This window comes from Citreicella sp. C3M06 (assembly GCF_018860705.1).
Taxonomy (GTDB): Bacteria; Pseudomonadota; Alphaproteobacteria; order Rhodobacterales; family Rhodobacteraceae; genus Salipiger.
Genome location: NZ_JAHKQA010000097.1, coordinates 1 through 20,182 on the forward strand (window position 1 = coordinate 1; position 20,182 = coordinate 20,182).

The window sequence follows — 20,182 nt, forward strand, 5'->3', positions numbered from 1 at the left end:
AGCGTCAGCTTGCGCTCTGCCAGGAACTCTTCGAGCTCGGCGTCGACGATCGGACATTTGCCCGCATTCACCATGTCGACCCGCTCTTGCGAGACATCGACGGCGGTGACCTCGTTGTTCTGCGCAAGCAGCACGGCATTCGACAGGCCCACGTAGCCCAGGCCGGCAACGGCGATCTTCATCTCGGTATTCCTTTTTGCGGCAACGGCCTGACACATTGCGCCCGGTGTAGAATCCTTTGGCCGGGGCCTCAAGACGCCGCTGGCCCGGGTCCCTGCAACGCGCGGTGCTCCAGAGTATTGTTAAGATTTTCGAAGGATTGTCGGACCGGTAACGCCATACGGACAAGCCTTTCCTGTCCCGACCGCCGGAGGAACGATGAGCGAGAACACCCCGCAGCTGGGCCTGCCCTGTATTCAGCCCTCGCAGGCACAAAAACACGTCACCCATAACGAGGCGCTGCGCCTGCTCGACACGCTCGTGCAGATGCGCCTTGAAAGCTTCGGCGCCGTGACGCCCCCTGCCAGCCCCGTATCCGGTGAAAACCATGCGCTGGGGACCGGCGCCACCGGCGCCTGGACCGGCCATGACAACGAGATCGCCAGCTGGGACGGCACCGCCTGGACCTTCCTTGAACCGCGCGCTGGATGGTGCGCCTTTGGCCTTGCCGAGGCTGAGATGCGCACATGGTCGGGCAGCGTCTGGATGCCGCTGGCCTCGGGGGCGAGCACGTTTTCCATGCTTGGCATCAACGCCACCGCCGATGCCACCAACCGGCTGAGCGTCAGCGCCGATGCGACGCTGCTCAACAACGCCGGCGCGGACCACCGGCTGGTGCTGAACAAGGCGGGTGGCACCGACACCGCCAGCCTGCTCTACCAGTCGGGCTGGACCGGCCACGCCGAGATGGGCCTTACCGGAGACAGCAGCTTTCACCTCAAGGTCTCCGCCGATGGCAGCGTCTGGACCGAGGCGCTGGTGATCGATGCCGCCAGCGGGTTGGCCTCGGGCGCGGCGGTGCAAGGCACGGCCACCGACATCACGCCGGGGCGGCTGGCGCGGGCCGATTACGCCTATGGGCGCGGCAACCTCGTGGGCACGGTGGCGCAATCGGGCGGCACCCCGACCGGCGCCGCGATCGAAAGCGGCGACAGCGCCAGCGGCAGCTATGTGCGCCACGCCGATGGCACGCAGTTCTGCTCCGCCACGGTGTCGGTCGCGGCCTCGGGCACCAGCACGGTGAGTTTTGCCGCCGCCTTTGCCGCCGCGCCGCGGGTGACGGTCGCGGGCAAGGGCGCCACGGCAATCATCGCCACCTCGGATGCGGCCAGCGCCAGCACGGTCGAGGTCTATGCCTTCGACACCTCCGGCACCCGCATCGCCGCCTCGGTCGAGGTCATCGCGATGGGCCGCTGGTACTGAACGCGGCGGTGGGCCTTCGGCCTGCCGTCAGCCCCCGCCCGGGTTTCGGGCATGATCGAGCGGCGTGCCCAGCACCCGCTCGATCACATCGGGCTTCATCTCTTCACCCAGAAAATCGAACAGCGCCTTCAGTGTTTCGGGTGCGCTGACATAAGTGTCGTAATGGACACGATGGCAGACCCGTGGATGCTTTGTCGCATAGGCGGCGAACAGCTTTTCTGCGGTTTCGAGCTCTTTGCGCACCGCCTCCGGATCCATCTTTGCCCACCAGCCCGACCGGCCCACCGCCGCATGATCGCGCGTGTTGAACACAAAGCGGCTTTGCGGCAGGAACCTGCGGATAAAGTGTAGCGTCGGGGCGAACAATCCGGGGCGCAGGTGAAAGCGGATCTCCTTGAAGCCCGAAACCCGCGTGCCCGGGTCAGGGTGCAGCACCTCGCGCACGAAAGTGTCGGCCAGCGCCTGCCCCCAGGTATCTGGGTCGATCTTTTCCGCGCCATAAAACGGGTCTTCTGGCGGTGTCGGCACGCCCGCCTTGCGCGCGCCGCGCATCGGCTCGGAGCTGTTCACCGCCGCCCAGCTTTGCGCCAGCGGCTGGATGGCGTGGTTGTTCTCGCCCCGGATCTGATAGCCGGGGATGGCGTTCAGGATGTTCTGCAGCAGCGTCGATCCCGACCGGCCATAGGTGACGATGAACACGTAGCCGCCGGGGGGGTGCGAGAAATTTCCTGTCATGACGAGGGCTTGCAAAGCTGGTCGAGCAGCGCCACCGCCTGCGGATAGCCCGGCACAAGATCCGCGATATCCTCGGATCCCTGCTTGCCGCCGCGATCGAACCAACGCAGCGCCGCATCGTCCGGGGCCACCTCGCTGCCCATTTCGGCGGCCAGTTTGCGCGCCTCTGCGGCGGAATCGACACCTGCGCCGAACAATTCCTCGAAGTGGCGGCAGCTGTGGGCGATGCCCTCCTGCGCGAGTTGTCCCTTGACCAGCGCCAGCCGCTTGCGATCCTCGGCGAGGCGGCGGCGCACGTTCAGCTCCTTGATCGGCTTGGGCGTGATGCGCCCTGCGCGGATCTCGGGGTAGATGCGGCGCGCCTCGGCTCCACCCCAGGCCCCGGTCGACAGGGCCAGGAACAGCGAGCGCAGTCGCCGCGCCTCGTCGCCGCGCGTATACAGCAGGATGGCATAGCCGCGCGCGGCGCAGGCGCGGATCAGTTCGGCGGTCAGCGCGGGCGGCACCACGTCGAAGCAATGCTTGATGTTGGGCCGCTTTGCCGGGTCATCCCCCAGCGCCTGTGCGATGCCAGCGCGCAGCGCGTCCAGATCCTGGGTGTCGCGAAAAGCGCGGGTGACAGGGCCGAACAGGCGGTCGATGTTGAACGGCTCGTGCTCGATGCTGGGAAAGGGCGAGATCCCGGCCAGAAACGCGGTCAGCGATGTGCCCCCGGTGCGGCGCAGCGTCAGGATGAGCCAGGGCTTCTGCGGCATGGGATGTCCTTTCGCGGGCACGGGTCGCGGGCACAGGGTCGGCTGACAGAAACCGCCCTTTTCGCGGCAGGTCAAGGCTTCGAAGGGCGAAGCCGGGCAGGAAAAAGGGCCCGCAGAGCATGTCTGCGGACCCTTTTCTGTCTGGCGGGGCGATCAGCCGAAGATGAAATCGTCGACCGAAAGGTTTGCCAACGCGGTGTTTTCGATGGTGATCACGTTGATGCCGTCGCCGCCGCGATCATAGATTACGTCGTCGCTGGTCTGGACGGCGTTGTTCACGAACTGCGCGAAAGTCGCCACCTCGGCGCCCGCGGCAAAGTGGATCACATCGTGCTGGGTGTTGAAGGCCGCGGTGGCGAAGTTCGAGATCGTGTCGCTGCCGAAATTGCCGTTGCCGAAGACAAAGCTGTCGGCCCCGGTTGCACCGTTCAGCACGTCGTCGCCTTCCATCCCGTTCAGCGTGTCATTGCCCGTGCCGCCAAACAGCACGTCGTTGCCGGTCGAGCCGAACAGATTGTCGGCCCCCGCCTCGCCATAAAGCGTGTCGTTGTCCAGGCCGCCCTTGAGCACGTCATTGCCCGCACCGCCAAACAGGCTGTCGGCGCCGTCGTGGCTTTCCAGCGTGTCATTGCCGGCGCCGCCCAGCATGCGGTCATCGCCCGCGTTGCCGAACATGCGATCGTTGCCGCCGCCGCCTTCGACGGTGTCGTTCTCGCCGCCCCCGGCAAGGATGTCGTTGTCGTTCCCGCCCATCACCACGTCGGAGCCCGCGCCGCCGAACATGCGGTCAGAGCCGATGCCGCCGTCGAGCCGGTCATCGTTGTTGCCGCCAAAGATCATGTCGTCGCCCGCATCACCGGATACCCGGTCATTGCCAGTGCCACCCAGCAGCGTGTCGTCGCCGATGCCGCCGCGCAGGGTGTCATTGTCTTCGAGACCGAGCACGAAATCGTTGCCGGCGTCGCCCATCACCACGTCGCGCCCGCGATTGCCCGCCAGCAAATCGTCGCCTTCGCCGCCTGAGATCGTGTCGCGCCCGGCTTGGCCCTTGATGTCGTCATTGCCGCCCCCGCCGGTGACCGAGTCATTGTCACGGCCCGCCTCGACAACGTCATTGCCGTCGCCGGCGATGATGGTGTCATCGCCCTCGTCACCGAGCAGCCGGTCGTTGCCGCCCTCGCCGAACAGCCGGTCATTGCCGATGCCGCCATCCAGCGTATCGTTACCGGTTTCGCCGTTGAGCGTGTCATTGCCCGCATCGCCCATCAGGGTGTCGTTGCCGCCGCCGCCAAGGATGTTGTCGTTGCCGCCGCCGCCATTCACCGTGTCGGCGTAGATGCCGCCGCCACCGTCCAGCGTGTCATTGCCCCAGCCACCGTCGATCAGGTCGCGGCCAAGACCGCCGACCGCGCTGTCATGGCCCGCGCCGCCGCTCAGCGTGTCTTCGCCCGACCAGCCGTAAAGCTCGTCGTTGCCGGTGCCGCCGTCGAGCACGTCATAGCCCTGACCGCCCTTGAGCGTGTCGTTGCCGCCGTCGCCATAGATGGTGTCGTCGCCGTAATCGCCGAACAGCACGTCATCGCCGTCGGCGTAGGACAGGCTTGCCGGGATGGTGATGAGATATTGCGACGCCGGATCGGAGGGATCGTAGAATTCCGGCCGGATGCGCAGGTTTTCAAGATCGAGATAACCCACGCTGTGGATCGCCGGATCGTAGGCTGCCATGGTGACGTCGTAGAACTGTGTGATCACCCATTCGCGGAATTCGTCCAGCGTGGTGGGGCTGTCGCCGCGGATCAGGTCGTTGCCGTTCGAGCCGTCGATGGCGTCATTGCCGCCCCCGCCAATCAGCGTGTCGTCGCCGAAGTCGCCGGTCATGGCATCGTTGCCCCAGCCGCCGTCGAGCCAGTCATCGCCAAAGCCGCCCAGCAGGTTGTCGCTGCCCGCCTCGCCCAGCATCATGTCGTTGCCGCGATTGCCCTCGGCCCGCTCGTCGCCGGTGCCGCCGATCACGAGGTCGGGCTTGTCGTCACCGTGGATCTCGTCGTCGCCGTCGAGCATGATGATGATGTCACGCCCGGCGTTGCCGCCGATGTTGTTGCCCTGGCCATTGTCGAAATAGATGTCGTCGCCAAACCCGAGGGTCTGGGTTGAATCGCGCAGATCGAGCTGGGTGTCGAGCCTTTGAGACGAGGTGAACCAGATGTGGTCATGCCCGTCGGTCTGGCCAAGATCGAGCGCGGTGTCGTCCGCGACCACCACCTTGATACTGTCGTCGGCGGGGCTGTCGTCGATCTCGTCCGGGGTGGGATCGACGATGAAATCATCGAGGAAATGCCCGGTGCCCGACTGATCTGCGCCGTCGAGGTTGAAGATTTCGAGCGTCAGGTCGGACAGCAGCGTGTCCTTGAGGATCACCGTGCCGCGCGCCGTGATCAGCTTTACGTCGACCCCGTCCTGCATCATCTGGCTGAACAGGTATTCGGCGCTGCGATCCGCCGCGCTCATGTCGAGCTTGTCATGCGCCGGGTCGAAATCCATGATCACGTCGGTGCCGTCGGCCGGGTTGGTGATGATCTGGGTCGGCGTCGCCTCGTCGATGAACAGGTAGTCGTGGTTGCGCCCGATGACGAAGATGTCGGTGGCCTGGGGCGCGGCGATCAGGTTGCCGGTGACCATCGAATTCTGGAAATCGAAGATCCAGGCCAGCGCCGCCTGCCAGCTGGCGGTGTTGTCGGCCGCGCCGGCAAGGCTGTCGAGCAGCGCGATCTGCGGGGCGAATTCCAGCGCGGAATCGCCGTAGAAGGTGTTGTTGGTGGCGCTGCCCATCAGGATGTCATGGCCTGCGCCGCCCATGATACGGGTGCCGCCGTCGATCTCGAAAGTGTCGCCGTTGCTGTCGGTGATCCGGGTGCGGGCCGTGGTGCCGTCGACAAGGTCGTTGCCCGCGCCGCCGCCGAGGAAGCCGACAAGATCGGCGCCGCGCACCACGTCATCGCCGGTGCCGCCAAAGGCGCCGGCAAAGCCCCACAGCGGGCCGGAATCAACGGTGATGTCGGCAATGGTGAAGTCGGGACCCGCCTGGTAGACAAAGATCAGCGTGTCATCGTCGGCGCCGCCATGCAGAAACCGGTCGGGGCCGTGGTTGGCCTCGAGATAGTCGTTGCCAGTGCCGCCGAAGGCGACGTCGATGTCGTGATCGCCGAAGACGAAGTCGTCGCCGGCGCTGCCATGCACGAAATCGTCGCCCTTGTTGCCGCCGACATGGTCGTTGCCAAAGCCGCCGAAGATCACGTCGTTGCCATCGTAACCCGAGACGATGTCGTCGCCATTGCCGCCAAAAACGGTGTCGTCGCCCTCGTTGCCGGTGACGAAATCATTGCCGCTGCCGCCGAAGATCAGATCGTTTCCAAGCCCGCCACCGATCAGCGGATCGTCGCCCTCGCCGCCGTCGAGATGATCGTTGCCATCGCCGCCGTAAAGCTCGTCGGCGCCGGTTTCGCCAAAGACGGTATCATTGCCCTTGCCGCCCGACAGGATGTCGTTGCCCTCGTTGCCGCGCAGCAGATCGAAGCCGTCGTTGCCATCCAGCGTGTCGTTGCCAAGCCCGCCGATCAGCGTGTCGCGCCCACCTTCGTCGCCGCCCGACAGCATGTCATCACCCACGCCGCCCTCTAGCAGGTCGGAGCCCAGACCGCCGGTCAGCGTGTCGTTGCCCGCGTTGCCGATCAGCGTGTCATTGCCATCCTCGCCGTCGACGGAATCGTTGCCATCGCCGGCGGTGACGCTGTCGTTGCCCTCGTTTCCGTTGATGATGTCATCGCCGCCGCCCGCCTCGATGGTGTCATTGCCCAGCCCGCCATACAGGGCGTTGGCGGGTTCATTGGCGGTCAGAAGGTCATTGCCATCGCCGCCATACAGCGTGTCGAGGCCGGGGCCCGCATTCAGCGTGTCGTTGCCCGCGCCGCCCGACAGGATGTCGTCGCCCTCGCCGCCCTCGAGCAGATCGAAGCCGTCGTTGCCATCCAGCGTGTCATCGCCCAGCCCGCCGATCAGCGTGTCGCGCCCGCCGCCATCGCCGCCCGACAGGAAATCATTGCCTTCGCCGCCGTCGATGGCATCGGTGCCAAGCCCGCCCGACAGCGTGTCGCTGCCGCCCTCGCCCAGAATGGTGTCATCGCCATCCTCGCCGTCGACGCTGTCGTTGCCGCCGCCGGCGGTGATGCTGTCGTTGCCCTCGTTGCCGTTGATGGTGTCGTCACCGCCGTTCGAGGTGAGGGTGTCGTTGCCAAGCCCGCCGTACAGCCCGCTGCCGTCGGAGCCGCCGGTGATGCTGTCGTTGCCCTCGTCGCCCAGCAGCAGATCGCTGCCCAGACCCGCGAACAGCGTGTCATTGCCGGTGCCGCCGGTCAGCGTGTCATCGCCATCGCCGCCATCCAGCCGGTCGCCGAATTCGTTGCCGTCAAGGCTGTCATTGCCCGCGCCGCCGATCAGCGTGTCGGATTGATCGCCCCCCGACAGCGTGTCGTTGCCAGCCCCGCCCTCCAGACTGTCGGTGCCGAGACCGCCGGTCAGGCTGTCATCGCCATCCTCGCCCTGCAACGTGTCATTGCCCTGCTCGCCGATCAACGTGTCATTGCCAGCCCCGCCTTGCAGCGTGTCAGAGCCGTCGTTGCCGTTCATCATGTCGGCGCCGTCGCCGCCCTGCAGGACATCGTTTTCGGTGCCGCCATACAGCGCGTCGCTGCCGCTGCCGCCGATCAGCGTGTCGGCCCCGTCCGAACCGATCAGCTCATCGTCGCCGTCCTCGCCCGACAGACTGTCGTTGCCCGCCCCGCCGATCAGGCTGTCGTTGTCCGCGCCGCCGTCCATCACGTCGTTGCCAACGTTGCCCTGCATGTCGTCATTGCCCGCGCCGCCCTGCATCAGGTCGGCGCCGCCTTCGCCTACGAGCGTGTCGTTGCCATCGCCCCCGCTCAGGCTGTCGGCCTCGTCCGAGGCACCGCCCTGAATCGAATCGTCTCCCGCTCCGCCCTCCAGCACATCCTGCCCGGTGCCGCCCAGAAGGGTGTCATTGCCCCCAAGCCCAGTGAGCGTGTCATTGCCGGCAAACCCGGTGATGCTGTCCGCACCTTCCGTGCCAGCAAGCGCTTCTGAATTCGGGGTTCCGTTCACTACAGCCACTGATGTCTACCCTTGTCCTGAGTCTGGGAGTCGCGCGACCATGGCCGCGCCCGTCTTACCTTCTGGTTAAGACAGGCTTGTCGGCAGCGTCTCAATTCAGATGATTTTCTGTGCTCTCGCCGTTGTTTCGCCGCTTTTCCGCCCGCCTGCCGTGTCCCGAGTGGCAGGGTAACAACCTCAGGAAAGCTGTACAGACTTATATCGGATCACCACCGGTTGTCTGGCGCGGGGACAGCATCGCCCCCGCCTGCCCCGTTCCCGCCCCGCGCCTTCAGGCGGCAAAAGGGTGTCGGATGGGCCGCGCTTTGCCCGGCCCCGCCGCGCATGGCTTGACCCTTGCCCGCATTGTGCTGCACAGACGTTCAAACCTAATGCACCCCGGGGGCCCGCGCTGGCAGAGCCTTCGGCACGGCCCAGAAGAACCAGAAGAACCAGAAGAACCGGACCACATGGCAAAGACGCTCATTCTGCACATCGGTCACTACAAGACCGGAACCACCGCCCTTCAGGTCTTCTTTTCGCAAAGCGGCCGTTTCCTGAGAAACAAGGGCGTCGATTATCCCGACCTGTGGATGCACAACGCCAAGCATTCGGCCTTTGCCTTTTCGATCCTCAAAGCGGCCGAGGTCACCGGCCCGCTGATGTTCGATTACACCGATGAAACCTCGCCGCGGCAGATGTGGGGGATGCTGCTCGATCATGTGCGGCGTAGCCCACAGGACCGGGTGCTGATCAGCTCCGAAGAGCTGATGCGCCTTGGCCAGTTTCCGAAGGCCGTCGAGATCCTCAAGGAGCTGCTGGGCCAGCGCGGCGACATCCAGATCAAGGTCGTCGCCTATCTGCGCGAACCCGGTGCGCATGTGCAAAGCTGGTACAACCAGCTGATCAAGATGAACATTCCGGTCTCGGACATGGAAACCGCCCTTGGCGGTGAAATCGAGGATGTGCATTTCGACTATCGCCGCGCGCTGCAGCCGTGGATCGACATCGCCGGCAAGGACAACGTCATCCTGCGGCCCTACCGCTTTGATCGCAACGATCCCAACGCGCTGCACCGCGATTTCCTGAAGGCGCTGGACATCGCGCTGCCGGTCGAACTGGAACGGGCCCAGAGCGATCCGAACCCGCGGCTTGACGATCGCATCGCCGAATTGCTGCGCCTGATGCAGAACCTCGGCTTCCCGCGCGCCAGCGTAAAGGCGGTGCGCAATCAGGCACTGTCCTATCTGGGGGCGCAGGACAAGCTGCGCGCCGAGCGCCTGCGCGGCATGGACGAGATCCGCGCCCAATCGAAGGACGGGTTGGACTGGCTGGCCGAACAGGCTGGCGGCAGCCTGCCGATCGAGCGCTTCGCGCAGAACCTGCCCGAGGGGCGCTCGCAGGAAGAGATCGACCGCAACATCCTGATCGGCTTCGTTTTCACCGAATTCATCCAGCTGCGCCAGCGGGTACAGAACTTCGGCATCCCCGATCTGGCAAAGCGTATCGAGGCGCTCGAGGCGCAGCTGCTCAAGAAGGAAGACTCATGAGGATTCTGTTCTACAACTGGGTCGATTATCTCGACGACGAGCGGCGCGGCGGCGGCGTGTCGATCTACCAGAAGAACGTGATCCATGCGTTGAACGGCGAAGGCGCGACCGACTGCCTGTTCCTGTCTTCGGGGATTTCCTATGACATCCTGTCGGATGTGCCACGCTGGGAGGCGATGAAGCACGGCCCCGCCGAAGATCGCGCCCTGCGCTACGAGATCGTCAATTCCGGCGTGCTCGCCCCCGGCCATCATTCCTATGGCGATCCGCGTCAGGTCGAAGACCCGGCCACCGAGGCGGCGTTTTTCGATTTCCTGCGCGCCAAGGGCCCGTTCGACGTGGTGCATTTCAACAATCTCGAAGGCATCCCCGCCGGGGTGCTGAGGCTCAAGGAACATTTCCCCGACACAAGGGTGATCCTGTCGCTGCACAATTATTTCCCGGTCTGCCCGCAGGTGAACCTGTGGTATCAGGAAGCGGAAAACTGTCTCGATTACGATCAGGGGCGCAAATGCGTGAGCTGCCTGCCCTACCAGCATGACCAGCGGGTGATCCGGCTGGCCAATGGCGTGGCGTTCAACCTGAAAAAGGCCGGCATCCGCCCCGGCTCGCGCCTGTTCGATCGCGGCTTCGGCCCGGCGATGCGGGTGGCCAACCGCGTGGTGCGGTTCTGGTCGCGGCGCATCCGCCGCTCGCGCCCGGCCTCGATGGCAGCGCAGGTGAGCGTGCAGCGCAGCCCCGGTCAGGTGCTGGAAAAGCTCGAGGCGCGCAACCTCAAGTTCGTCAAGCGCCGCCGCGACATGGCGACGCTGATCAACACCCATTGCGACAGCGTGCTGTGCGTGTCGCACCGCGTCGGCGAGGTGGCCGCCCGTTACGGCATCGCGCCCGAACTGCTGGAGACCAGCTATATCGGCACCCGCCACGCCGAGAAATTCGCTCAGACCAGCCCCGCCCAGACCCTGCTGGGCGAAGACGGCACGCTGACCATGGCGTTTCTGGGCTACATGCGCCGCGACAAGGGCTTTTACTTCCTGCTCGAGGCGCTCGAAGAGATGCCGATCGAGCTGGCCGAGCGGGTGCGCCTTGTCATCGCCTCGCGCCGCGGCGATCACGAGACGATGGAGCGCGTGGTGGCGCTGTCCGAACGCTTTGCCTCGGTGCAATATGCCGACGGTTATTCGCACGATCAGCTCGACGCGCTGCTCGAGGGCGTCGGTGTCGGGGTGATCCCGGTCTTGTGGGAAGACAACCTGCCGCAGGTCGCCATCGAGATGCACGCCCGCCACATCCCGCTGCTGACCTCGGATCTGGGCGGCGCGCAGGAGTTGGGCAACAGCCCCGAGATGCGCTTTACCTCTGGCGACATCGACGATTTCCACGCCCGCGTGCAGGCGATGCTCGACGGCGAGATCGACCTGTCGGACTACTGGTCGCGGGCGCTGGCGCCCTATTCGATGGAAAACCATCTGGCCGAGCTGCATCAGGTCTATGCCGCGCCGGTGCGTCCCATCGGGCTGATGCCCTCGGCCCCCGACGCCGACCCCGAGATCGGCGCGGAATTGCGCGCAAGCGTTGCCCCGGCAGACGAGGACGTACCCGTCGGCGCCTACCAGATCGAGCCGGGCGAGATCGAAGATACCGTCGGCGACCCCGAGGAACGATAAGAGCTGGAATTTTTCTCGAATGCACGAATGTGCATTCGGGAACTTTGCCCGGCACCCTGTGCTTACCCGATAGCCTGTGCCTTGTGCATATGTTTCGATCAGACAGTCGTGCCAGCCGCGGAGGCAGTCAGGCGTCGCCGCCAAGGCTAGAGGCTCATGTCGCGTAGCCGCCAAGGCTACGACGCGCCGCCCGCAGTCCCGCCTCGGGCGGCGTCACCAAAAGGCGCAGATCGTGCAGAGTCAGGCTGGTGCGCGGCCGCGGCAGACGCAGAACCAGCGTGTGCCACGCCTCGTCCCCGGCCAGCGGCTGGCCAGCGTCCACATCGTGCAAAAGGCTGACCACCCGCCGCCCGGCGGGCAGGCGCAGCGGCTCGGCAAGGTCGGTATCCAACGTGACATCGCCGCGCCCCGAGCGCAGGAACACCGGCACCTCGCGGGCCTCGGCGCTTTCGACATCGGCTACCAGCCCCAACACGCTGCCGGGCGCAAGGCTGCCCGCCCCCAGCACTATGTTCAGAACCCACCAACCGGGCTTTCCGCTGATCGCGGCGTCGATCGCAAGCAACATGCCGGGCTGCGAGGTCACCTCGCCTTCGACCGTTCCCTCTACTGCATCCCAGCTGAGATAGACATCCTTCGACAGCGGCGCGTCTTGGGTCAGCGGGCCGGAAAACCCGGCCTCGCGCAGCCCAGCAAGGCTTTGCGCCAACGTATCGCTCAGGGCGTGTGCCATGACGGGTCTCCCTTTGGTCTGTGCGTTGCTCCGGACTGCCACGCAGCGCAAGGCTTGTCCAGATCGGCCCCCGCGTCAGAGCGCCGACACCTCCCGCAGGATTTCATCGACGATGCGCACCCGCTCGGCCCGGATCGCCTGCGTATCGGCAAAACGCGCCTGCAACCGGCGCGCGGTGTCCAGCCAGGCCTCGGCCACCGCAAGATCTGGCTCGAAGCTGCGGATCTGCTCGGCTGCGGCATCGGCGCTTAGCCCGAAGCTGTTGAGCATGACCGCCTCAGGCACCAACTGGTGAATGGCATGGCTGGGCGCGGCGTAATAGGTTGGCATACCGCCGACGACGAACGCGTCGAAGATCTTTTCCGAGATATACTGCTTTTGATGGGTATTTTCGTAGCTCGACAGCACCCGCACCCGCGCATCCAGCTTGGCCAGCTTGTCGAGATGCCAGTCGGGCAGGTCCTGCCGCCGGGCCTCGCTGTGCCAGCCCTTGCCCTCGATGTATACGCCGGGCATCTGCGCCATCTTCGCCGCCACGTCCGAGCGATAGCTCGACAGGCCCCAGACCTCCTGCTCGGGGAAGGCGAGCGCGTATTTATCGCCCTCGCGCTTTTCCGCAACAAAGGCGGCGGGCACCGGGGCGCTGCGCCAGCGGGCCAGCAAATCCTGCGGAGTCAGCTTGAGATTGCGCGCGATCAGCGTGGTGTAGCGCGTCAGAAGATCGTCCGAGGTCAGCAGGAAATAGGGGATGCGCTCAAAATCGAAGATGGCCGAATTAGCATGGTTCAGGAAGGTATAGGGCAGCTGCGTGTCGCCGCAGGAGGCGCTGCGCGCGGTGTCGGTGAACCCGCCCGACCAGAGAGAATCCCACAGCGGTTCCTCGGAGATCACCATGACTTTGGTGTCGGGGCTGGCCTTGATCGCCTGTTCGAATTCCTCGGCCTTTTCGCGCAGATCGAGGTTGAAACCGGTCATGATGACATCGGCCTGCGCCGGGTCGTCGACCACGTGGATGCGGCCACGGGCGGTGGCCTGAAACGACGGATAGCTCAGCGGGGTGCGGTTGGAATGGCGCCCCAGAAAGGCGATGCGCAGCCCTTGCGAGTCCGTGACCGCAGGCGCCGCCAGTGCCGTGGGCGCCGCGTGCATGACGTAATCCAGAACAGCGCGATAATGGGCCAGCGCCGGATGCCCCTCGGGCAGCACATCCTGCGCCAGCGTCAGCATCTGACCCAGCGGCGAGTTGTCGTCGCGGTAAAGCGGCAGCAGCGCGGAGCCTGTCGTCAGCAGCTCGGCGGCGCACACGCGCAGCAGGCTCAGCGCGTCGGGCTGGCCAAGCTGCGGCAACAGGCGCATGCGCTCGACCAGCAGCTCGCGCAGCATTGGCGTGCCGGCATTGTCGGGGCGCGGCCCGCCATGGCTCGGGTCCAGTGCCGGCGCGCCCGCTTGCCGGCCCTGCCCCAGTTCCAGCATCAGCTTTTGCACATCGTAGACAAAGCTTTGCGGCCCATACAGCAGCCAGATCTGCGCGCAGGCGCGCTGCATGGCGCGCAGCCGTTCGGGATCGGCGGCGATCTGTTCAAGCCGGGCGGGCAGCGCCGCGATGGCCTCGGCGGTTTCCTCGCAGAAGACCACCGCCGCCTGCCACAGCGCAGGATCCCCCGGCGGCGCGTAGGTATCGGCCATCACCACCGGGATTGCCCCGGCGCCAAGGCTTTCCCACAGCCGGATCGAATTGGGCCCCGACCCCGACGGGCACAGCGAGAACACGCTTTGCGCCAGCGAAATGCGGAACTGTTCGGAATTGGACTTGTCGACCAGATCGTCGGCGTTGCCCTTGCGCGCGCCGGGGCGGATCTGATGTTCGTAGACCACCTTGTTGTAATGCCAGTCGTCGCGCCCGATGATCAGCCCGCGCGGGTGCTCACGCAGCAGCTCGAGGATATGGCGGCGCGCTTCGGTCAGGTAATACTGGTTCGATTTCGCCCCGATGAACGAGAACAAATAGGGGCGCACCGCGATCTCGACCTGTTCGGACGCTTCGGGTATCTGCACAGGAAACAGCGGGAAAGGCCGGATGTCGAGCGATCCTCCCCCCCAAAGGGCCAGATCCTCATGGGTGGCATGGGTCCAGAACACATGGGAAATCCCGGCCTGTTCAAACAGGTCCAGAAATTCCTTCATCTTGATGTGCTGGCAGACCGTGACCAGCACGGTATCCTGCGGCAGCCGATCGCAGAAATCGTGGAATTGCGCCAAATGCACGTTGGCATCCGATGCCTTGGTCTGGATCTTGTCGATCAGGTTGGCCCAGGGGTAGGCGATATAGGTCACGCCCTCGGGTACCGTGCCGGCGGCGCGCACCTGATGGAATGCCTGCTGTTCGGTGATCGCGGGAAACTGCCAGTCGCGGTCATAGGCCAGAATGCCGTTCTCGAAGCTGATGCAGGTGTCCGGCGATGCCTCTGGCACCGGCAGGGTGCCGGTATAGACAGTCTTTTCCTGCCCGGCGTTGCCTGTCAGCGCAAAGCGCGACGCATCTCCGAACACCTTGCCCAGATTGTGCTGCAACATGCCGTTGCGGCCCTCGTCGATCACCGTCAGCTGGCCGTCGCCATAGCCGATCCTGAACATCCGGCGGCACAGGTCGGCGCCGGGGGCGGCCAGCGCCTCGAGCGCGGCGCGCCGGTCGGCTTCGGGCAGGATGCTGTTGATCTCGGCCATGTACGCGTCGCGCTGGCTGGCCGAAAGCTGGCCTTCGGTGATGCGGAAGGCGGCCAGCGTCATCTTGGTCTGGACCAGCGATGCCTTGCCCGCCATCAACCGCCACAGGTTCCAGTCGCCCGCAAGGCGCATGGGGGCCACGGTTTGCTCGGGCTTGACCGACGCCCAGAGCCATTTGCGAAAGAACGTGCCTTCCTGTTGCAGGAAGTTCCAGTGCTTGCCCTCGCACAGCCCAGCCCTGAGCGCATCGCGCGTGATCGGGTTGTCGAAACCCGACACCGGCATGTTGTTGCGAAAGATCGAGGTCGCCCCGCCCACCCACGACACCTGCTGCTGGCTGAACTGCATGCCCACCGCGTCGATGAAGGCAAAGGCGCCCTGCATGAACAAATCGTCGCCGTTGATCCAGCTCATGAAGCCGTCCATCGGGATGCGCATGGCGGCAAAGCCCTTGCACAGACCGTCGTACATGCCGCGGTCGGGCTGCGAGGCGAAGCTGAATTCGATGCCCCGGCACTGTCGGGGAAAGCTCTTGCCGGCGACATGGCGCTGCCACCACGCCAGCCGCTCCAGCGTGCCGTCATCCGATCCGGCATCCTGTACATGGTAGCGGATGAAGAAATCCCCGGCCTGAGTCACGACGCTCTGGATCGTGCGGTCGATGGTATCCGCGCAATTCAGGCAAGGGGTCGTGATGTAGATCGTCTTTGACATGGGGTCGTTCCTGAAATGTCAGTCGGCGGGGCGTGACGGACCTATCCATGCCGCGCACTCGCAGCAATGGCCCTGAACCGTGGGCTGTGCTGATCATAGGGTGCGCCGCGGGTCATGCGCGAGTTTCCTTCCGGCCCGCGCCTGCGGGCCGGAGAACGGTGCCTCAGCTGCGGGCGTAGATGTCTTCGTAGCGGATGATGTCGTCTTCGCCCAGATAGCTGCCAGTCTGCACTTCGATCAGCACCATTGGCACCTTGCCCGGGTTTTCCATCCGGTGCACCGCGCCCAGCGGGATGTAGACCGACTGGTTTTCCGTCACCAGCTTCACCTCGTCATCGATGGTCACCTTGGCGGTGCCCTCGACCACGATCCAGTGTTCCGAGCGGTGGTGGTGCGATTGCAGCGACAGCGCCGCGCCGGGGGTCACGTGGATGCATTTCACCTGAAAGCGCCCGCCGATCACAAGGCTTTCGTACCAGCCCCAGGGCCGGTAATCGCGCGGCAGCTGTACCGCCTGGCTTGCGCCCTTGGCCTTGAGCGCGGTGACCGCATCCTTGACCTTTTGCGCCTGAGACTTGTGGGCCACCAGCACCGCGTCGGGCATGGCGATGGCGACGATATCGTCAAGACCGATGCCCACCAGTTCCAGCGAGGGCACTTCGGAGCGCAGCAGCGTATCGGTGCAATCGATGGCGGTGGCGTGCTCGGAACACACGTTGCCCGCATCGTCGGGGCCGCTTTCCATCCACACCGCGTCCCAGCCACCCAGATCCGACCAGTCGCCCGCATAGGGCATCACCGCCAGATTGGTGGATTTCTCCATGATGGCGTAGTCGATCGAGATGTCGTCGGCCTCGGCCCAGGGGCCCGGCGCAAGGCGGGTAAAGCCCAGATCCTCCTGCGCCTCGTCCAGCGCCTTTTCGACGGCGGTGACCAATGCGGGCGCATGGGCGCGGTAGGCATCGACGGCGGTTTGCGCGGTAAACAGGAAGATCCCGGCGTTCCACAGGAAATTGCCCGCCGCCAGCATGTCGGCGGCGCGCGCCGCATCGGGCTTTTCGACAAAGCGCGCAAGGGTTTGCGGCGCGCTCGCCTTGGGGTCGGCCCCGGCGGCCATTTCAAGGTAGCCATAGCCGGTTTCGGGGCGGTTGGGCGCGATGCCGAAGGTCACCAGATCGCCCGCCTGTGCGCGCGGCACGGCGGCCTGAACGGCGCTGCGAAAACCGCTCGCGTCGGGAATGACGTGATCCGAGGGCGCCACCAGCATCAGCGCCTTGGGGTCCTTGCGCGACAGCCACAGCGCCGCAGCAAGGATGGCGGGGGCGGTGTTGCGCCCTTCGGGTTCGATCAGAATGCCCGAGGGGGCCTGTTCGATCTGCGCCAGCTGCTCGGTGACGATAAAGCGGAAAGGCTCTCCGGTCAGCACCATGGGCGCGGCAAAGCCATCCGCCGACAGGCGCCGGGCCGAGGCCTGGAACAGGCTGTCATCGCCCATCAGCTTAGCGAACTGCTTGGGATAGGATTTGCGCGAAAGCGGCCAGAGCCGTGTGCCGGATCCGCCGCAAAGGAGGATGGGGTGGATCGTCATTGTGGTCATCTTGTACGCCTCTTCATACCAATGGGATCGTTCCAGTTGGTCTCGTAGAAAATATGACTGATGGTGCCGCGTCTCGGCTCGAAACTCTTCACGCCCTTGGCCAAGGGCGTCTCGGGAATCGCCTTGCCCTGCACCACCGTGACTTCGTCGGTGATCTTCGCCGAAATCAACCGGCCGCCCATGCGCTGATAGTAGCAATGCTGGTCGAAACAGTTGATGATCTGCCCGTCACCGTTCATCCGCAGATCCATGTAGCCGGTCCGTGGCCCCATGCCGATAAGGGCCCCGACCACCTTCACCGGCGCGGGAAGCTTCAGGCGAACGCTCTCGCGAGCCTCGAGCTGCAGCACCTGGGTTTCGAAGCCATTGCGTTCAAAATCGGCAATGACGCCGCCATCGTAATCGAGATCGGAAAAATGAAACGCATCGTAATAGAGCGTCCGCGCCGCCAACCCGTAGCCGGACGTGCCTGACCGCAGCATCCGGCCGATCAGGTCTTCGAGCGCATCGGCATAGATCTTGCGGCCCGTGTCATTGGGATGCACGTTATCGCGCAGCGTGTCCGGCACCAAGTCGATGCCGACATTGGGAATGCCGCAACGGCCGAGGATCTCCGCATGGATTCCCGGCATCCAGTCAATCGCCGGATCGATGTTCTCCTGCGGCAGGTCGAGAAATCCGCACCGGATGTTGCGCTCCGCGCAGATCCCGACGATGAAGTTCACCGTCTGCGTGTGGTCGTTGCGGATCCAGTCGGTCGGGGGACGCAGCCGATAGACTGGGGTCACCAGCTCGAAGACCGCCATGTCCGGCGCGTAGCGTTCAAGCATCAGCGGGATCAGGTAGCGCCCCATCCCCGGCTGAAGACCACCGATGGCGATCTTCTGAAGGGTCATGTCCGGATGCGACGCGGCGTGGTCTCTGTGCCAGAACTCTACGTATCCGGGGGTATCCCCGGTGACGCTGAAACCGAAGACGAGGGTCTTCATGCGCGATCAGCCCCTCACGTCTTTCGCGGCTAGGAACCATTCGTAGGTCTCGGCCACGCCGCGCTCCAGCGGCACACCGGCCTTCCAGCCCATATCCGCAAGGCGGCTGACATCCATCAGCTTCTTCATGGTGCCGTCGGGCTTGCTAGGGTCGTTGGAGATCTTGCCGGTATAGCCGGTCACCTTCGCCACCAGCTTTGCCAGATCGAGGATGGAGATGTCGCTGCCAGTGCCGACGTTGATATGGCTCAGCATCGGCTCGGTGTTGGCCTCGTAGGTCGCCTTGTCGAGATCGAGCACAAAGAGCGAGGCCTCGGCCATGTCATCGACATGCAGGAATTCGCGCATCGGCTTGCCCGAGCCCCAGATCACCACCTCGGGGGTGCCCGCCTGCGCCGCCTCGTGGAAACGGCGGATCAGGGCGGGCAGCACGTGGCTGTTCTCCGGGTGGAAATTGTCGCCGGGACCATAGAGGTTGGTCGGCATCACCGAGCGGTAATCGACGCCGTACTGGCGGTTGTAGCTTTCGCACAGCTTGATGCCCGCGATCTTGGCAACGGCATAGGGTTCGTTGGTGGGCTCGAGCGTGCCGGTCAGCAGCGCATCTTCGCTCATCGGCTGGGGCACCGCCTTGGGATAGATGCACGAGCTGCCCAGTTGCAGCAGGCGCTTGACGCCCGCATCGAACGCCTGATGGATGACGTTGCATTCGATCATCAGATTTTCATAGATGAATTCCGCCGGATAGGTGTTGTTGGCATGAATGCCCCCCACCTTGGCCGCGGCAAGGATCACCACGTCGGGCTTTTCGGCCTGCATGAAATCACGCACCGCCGCCTGGCTGGTCAGGTCAAGCTCGGCATGAGTGCGGGTGATCATCGCCAGATCTTCGCCCGCAGCCTTGCGTGCTTCGAGACGGCGAAGAATGGCCCCGCCCACCATGCCGCGATGGCCTGCAATGTAGATTTTCACAACCGGTCTCCATGACATTCAGGGGCTTGTGGGGTCGTTTCGTCACTAGGCCACGGGGGCGAGATTGGCAAGCGGGGGGTGGATTACGGTCTTGACCCTATTCGCTTGGGGCAGCGATGTTCCACGGCGTGAGTGTGGAGTTCTCCGGATTGACTCCACAGGGGATTGGATCCTAAAAATGCATCGTACGGGTCCAGATGCACTTAAGTACAGCAGAAGGATGTGGTAGAAGCTTATGATCTATCCATGCGAAAACCTCTGGCGACGCTGTACCAGAGCCGACATCGATGTTGTGGATCGTCGTCTAATCTGATGGAAAGATTTTGCGCCTGAATGAGCTACTCATCACCGCATATATTTCTATTTTTGGGCATCCACAAAAAATGACGATCTTTTAAAAGCGCGCGGAGAAAAAATGAATTACAGGCCAGCTTTCGATAGTGGTGAGTTCGTAAGGAACGATCTACACTACTTCCTTCCTAATGAAGATGGAAAGGCTATTCTGTATACTTACATTAGAAAGAACGCGTGCTCTGCATTTAAGAGGCTCATGGCCGAAAAGTCTCCGGATAAAACGCCGGGGCTTAAAAAATTCAAACAGTTTAGGGTGCCGCTCGACAACGTATCCTTTGATGAAGCAATATTCGTTTATCGTGACCCTTTTGATCGAGCCATTTCAGCCTTCTTGAACAAGTTTGTCGACAAGTCGGGAAATGCAGATATTTTCGAAAGCTTCAAGTCGCAGACCGGCAAGGATCCGTACACTGCAACCTTCCGTGATTTCACGCAGTATCTCGATGCGCCATTCAAGAACCTGGATCCTCACGTCTGGCCCCAAAAGTCACATCTTCTGGAAGTGGACTACACCCTTCCTTTGGAAATGAAGGAACTTCCGGCCACCATGGCCAAGAAATTCCCATCCATATCAGAAGCTTTTCAGAAGCCGGTGAACAAGTCCTACAAGCACGAGACTCATACCGGCGACCTGTGCGACATTCCGGTGGATCAGATCACCTCCGCAGGGAAGGAGAACTTCGAGGGTCTTCGCGATGTTTTGGAAAGTATATATGAGACTGATATGAAAATGATAAAGGAACTGAAGGCTCTTCGACACAAAGCAGCCTAGCAGATTCTGGAAACATCTCCCTCGGAGGGAGCCAC

12 protein-coding genes and 1 pseudogene are annotated in these 20,182 nt (G+C 63.9%); 4 read left to right on the forward strand and 9 right to left on the reverse strand.

Going from position 1 to position 20,182, the window contains the following annotated elements:
* A pseudogene (locus KO516_RS22090) lies at nucleotides 1-182 on the reverse strand (UDP-glucose 6-dehydrogenase); the annotation flags it as partial.
* Nucleotides 183-378: 196 nt separating this feature from the next.
* Here KO516_RS22090 and KO516_RS22095 point away from each other — a divergent pair.
* A complete protein-coding gene (locus tag KO516_RS22095) occupies nucleotides 379-1,422 on the forward strand; it encodes a DUF2793 domain-containing protein (RefSeq protein ID WP_216005953.1) in 1,044 nt (347 codons plus the stop codon).
* A gap of 27 nt (nucleotides 1,423-1,449) precedes the next feature.
* On the opposite strand, the gene KO516_RS22100 is transcribed toward KO516_RS22095, so the two are convergent.
* The 3 genes from KO516_RS22100 to KO516_RS22110 all read right to left on the reverse strand — a co-directional run bounded on the left by KO516_RS22100 (nucleotide 1,450) and on the right by KO516_RS22110 (nucleotide 8,096).
* Nucleotides 1,450-2,157, reverse strand: coding sequence for a sulfotransferase (locus tag KO516_RS22100; RefSeq protein WP_216005954.1), 708 nt, complete (start codon nucleotides 2,155-2,157; stop codon nucleotides 1,450-1,452).
* Nucleotides 2,154-2,912: a hypothetical protein gene (locus KO516_RS22105; RefSeq protein WP_216005955.1), complete on the reverse strand. Its 759-nt coding sequence runs from the start codon at nucleotides 2,910-2,912 to the stop codon at nucleotides 2,154-2,156. The genes KO516_RS22100 and KO516_RS22105 overlap by 4 nt, the downstream gene beginning before the upstream one ends.
* A 153-nt stretch (nucleotides 2,913-3,065) precedes the next feature.
* On the reverse strand, nucleotides 3,066-8,096 hold the full coding sequence (locus KO516_RS22110) for a hypothetical protein (protein ID WP_216005956.1): 5,031 nt from the start codon (nucleotides 8,094-8,096) through the stop codon (nucleotides 3,066-3,068).
* 449 nt (nucleotides 8,097-8,545) lie between these two features.
* Here KO516_RS22110 and KO516_RS22115 point away from each other — a divergent pair, with 449 nt between their 5' ends.
* Together KO516_RS22115 and KO516_RS22120 are read left to right on the forward strand one after the other, a co-directional pair.
* Nucleotides 8,546-9,625 carry a sulfotransferase family protein gene (locus KO516_RS22115; RefSeq protein WP_216005957.1) on the forward strand — a complete coding sequence of 360 codons (1,080 nt, stop codon included), beginning with the start codon at nucleotides 8,546-8,548 and terminating at the stop codon, nucleotides 9,623-9,625.
* Nucleotides 9,622-11,292 carry a glycosyltransferase gene (locus tag KO516_RS22120; RefSeq protein WP_216005958.1) on the forward strand — a complete coding sequence of 557 codons (1,671 nt, stop codon included), beginning with the start codon at nucleotides 9,622-9,624 and terminating at the stop codon, nucleotides 11,290-11,292. Before KO516_RS22115 ends, KO516_RS22120 begins: the two co-directional genes overlap by 4 nt.
* 154 nt (nucleotides 11,293-11,446) lie before the next feature.
* On the opposite strand, the gene KO516_RS22125 is transcribed toward KO516_RS22120, so the two are convergent.
* The 5 genes from KO516_RS22125 to KO516_RS22145 all read right to left on the reverse strand — a co-directional run bounded on the left by KO516_RS22125 (nucleotide 11,447) and on the right by KO516_RS22145 (nucleotide 19,039).
* Nucleotides 11,447-12,025 (reverse strand): hypothetical protein, encoded by a 579-nt coding sequence (locus KO516_RS22125; RefSeq protein WP_216005959.1) that lies wholly within the window; start codon nucleotides 12,023-12,025, stop codon nucleotides 11,447-11,449.
* Between the two features lie 75 nt (nucleotides 12,026-12,100).
* Complete coding sequence (locus KO516_RS22130) at nucleotides 12,101-15,463, reverse strand: exostosin family protein (protein WP_216005960.1); 3,363 nt, start codon at nucleotides 15,461-15,463, stop codon at nucleotides 12,101-12,103.
* A gap of 163 nt (nucleotides 15,464-15,626) precedes the next feature.
* A complete protein-coding gene (locus tag KO516_RS22135; protein WP_216005990.1) occupies nucleotides 15,627-17,051 on the reverse strand; it encodes a mannose-1-phosphate guanylyltransferase/mannose-6-phosphate isomerase in 1,425 nt (474 codons plus the stop codon).
* 5 nt (nucleotides 17,052-17,056) lie between these two features.
* Nucleotides 17,057-18,049, reverse strand: coding sequence for a hypothetical protein (locus tag KO516_RS22140; RefSeq protein ID WP_216005961.1), 993 nt, complete (start codon nucleotides 18,047-18,049; stop codon nucleotides 17,057-17,059).
* Nucleotides 18,050-18,055: 6 nt separating this feature from the next.
* Complete coding sequence (locus tag KO516_RS22145; protein ID WP_216005962.1) at nucleotides 18,056-19,039, reverse strand: GDP-L-fucose synthase; 984 nt, start codon at nucleotides 19,037-19,039, stop codon at nucleotides 18,056-18,058.
* Between the two features lie 397 nt (nucleotides 19,040-19,436).
* On the opposite strand from KO516_RS22145, the gene KO516_RS22150 reads away from it, so the two are divergent.
* Nucleotides 19,437-20,147 (forward strand): sulfotransferase family 2 domain-containing protein, encoded by a 711-nt coding sequence (locus KO516_RS22150; protein WP_216005963.1) that lies wholly within the window; start codon nucleotides 19,437-19,439, stop codon nucleotides 20,145-20,147.
* The last annotated feature ends 35 nt before the right edge of the window (nucleotides 20,148-20,182 follow it).

What these genes read in the sequence shown, in the direction of transcription:
- KO516_RS22095 (WP_216005953.1), top strand. Translation starts at nt 379, where the DNA reads ATGAGCGAGAACACCCCGCAGCTGGGCCTGCCCTGTATTCAGCCCTCG.
- KO516_RS22100 (WP_216005954.1), bottom strand. Translation starts at nt 2,157, where the DNA reads ATGACAGGAAATTTCTCGCACCCCCCCGGCGGCTACGTGTTCATCGTC.
- KO516_RS22105 (WP_216005955.1), bottom strand. Translation starts at nt 2,912, where the DNA reads ATGCCGCAGAAGCCCTGGCTCATCCTGACGCTGCGCCGCACCGGGGGC.
- KO516_RS22115 (WP_216005957.1), top strand. Translation starts at nt 8,546, where the DNA reads ATGGCAAAGACGCTCATTCTGCACATCGGTCACTACAAGACCGGAACC.
- KO516_RS22120 (WP_216005958.1), top strand. Translation starts at nt 9,622, where the DNA reads ATGAGGATTCTGTTCTACAACTGGGTCGATTATCTCGACGACGAGCGG.
- KO516_RS22125 (WP_216005959.1), bottom strand. Translation starts at nt 12,025, where the DNA reads ATGGCACACGCCCTGAGCGATACGTTGGCGCAAAGCCTTGCTGGGCTG.
- KO516_RS22130 (WP_216005960.1), bottom strand. Translation starts at nt 15,463, where the DNA reads ATGTCAAAGACGATCTACATCACGACCCCTTGCCTGAATTGCGCGGAT.
- KO516_RS22135 (WP_216005990.1), bottom strand. Translation starts at nt 17,051, where the DNA reads ATGACGATCCACCCCATCCTCCTTTGCGGCGGATCCGGCACACGGCTC.
- KO516_RS22140 (WP_216005961.1), bottom strand. Translation starts at nt 18,049, where the DNA reads ATGAAGACCCTCGTCTTCGGTTTCAGCGTCACCGGGGATACCCCCGGA.
- KO516_RS22145 (WP_216005962.1), bottom strand. Translation starts at nt 19,039, where the DNA reads ATGTCATGGAGACCGGTTGTGAAAATCTACATTGCAGGCCATCGCGGC.
- KO516_RS22150 (WP_216005963.1), top strand. Translation starts at nt 19,437, where the DNA reads ATGAATTACAGGCCAGCTTTCGATAGTGGTGAGTTCGTAAGGAACGAT.